This is a genomic window from Brachybacterium sp. Marseille-Q7125, assembly GCF_023062615.1.
GTDB lineage: Bacteria > Actinomycetota > Actinomycetes > Actinomycetales > Dermabacteraceae > Brachybacterium.
The window spans coordinates 1-1,059 of sequence record NZ_JALLAL010000127.1; the positions used below are offsets into that span (position 1 = coordinate 1).

Genomic DNA, 1,059 nt, shown 5'->3' on the forward strand with positions numbered 1-1,059 from the left:
CCACCGCGGCGTCCCCGGCCCCGCAGGCCTCCGCGCCGACGGCACAGTCCCCTCCGTCCCCGGCCCCCGCACCGAAGCCTGCGCAGAAGTCGGCACCGAAGCCCGCACCGAAGCCTGCGCAGAAGGCCTCCGCGCCGTCGGCTCCCTCTCCGGCCCCCGGGCCGACGCAGCAGAAGGTGCAGTCGGCCCCGAGCCCGGTGTCCGCGCAGTCCGCGCCCTCGGCTCCGTCGCCGGTCTCGGCGCAGTCCGCCCCGACGGCTCCGTCTCCGGTGAGCGCGCAGTCCGCACCCAGCCCGGCTTCCGCTCCCACGGCGCCGAGCGCCACCTCCGCACAGTCCCCGAGCTCCGCGGGCTGAGCGGCGCTGCGCACTGAGCGGCGCAGCAGACGACAGCGCCCCGGCGAGCTGATGCTCACCGGGGCGCTGTGCATTGGCCCTCGCCTCACTCCCGGCGCCGCGCCGCCTGCAGCGTCGGGGCGAGAGGCCCCACCATCTCCGTGAATGCCGCGTCCTTGTCCTTCGGTGCCGGGGTGACCAGATAGAGGACCGCCCCCAGCACCGCCCAGCCCACCAGGATGATGTGCTCATAGGGCCACACGAGCGTCATGCCCGTGCCGGGGATGAGGCAGAACAGGATCACCAGGATCGCGCCGATCGCGCCCAGGGCCGGCAGGAACGCGGGACGCGCCCGGTACCCGTACTCGAGCCCCGGATAGACGCGCGGCATCCGGTACTTCGCGATCACCACCATCACCCACACGATCGACAGGAACACGCCGCCCGCATCGAGGAACCAGATGATCGCGCCGGGCCCAAGCAGACCCAGCACCACCGTCACCACCAGCACGAACAGCAGGGCGTTGCGGGGCACGCCGGAGCGCTCGTCGACGACCGCGAGGGCGGAGGGCAGCAGGCGGGCGCGAGCGAGCGCGAGTGTCAAGCCCCGGGTTTGGTGGAGGCTGGGTTATCTGGCGTTCAGGGGTTCGGGGGCGGGTTCTGACGAGCTGGTGAGGGTCTCTCGGTGCGCGGTCCGGTAGGCCTGGGGAGTCAGGCCTTCCAG

General features: G+C 73.1%; 2 protein-coding genes. Both read right to left on the minus strand.

Going from position 1 to position 1,059, the window contains the following annotated elements; translation table 11 throughout:
* On the minus strand, positions 1 to 415 hold a 415-nt coding region (locus MU407_RS14005; RefSeq protein ID WP_246958408.1), incomplete at its 3' end, for a hypothetical protein.
* Positions 416 to 441: 26 nt separating this feature from the next.
* Positions 442 to 939 (minus strand): hypothetical protein, encoded by a 498-nt coding sequence (locus MU407_RS14010; RefSeq protein ID WP_246958410.1) that lies wholly within the window; start codon positions 937 to 939, stop codon positions 442 to 444.
* Positions 940 to 1,059 lie beyond the last annotated feature (120 nt).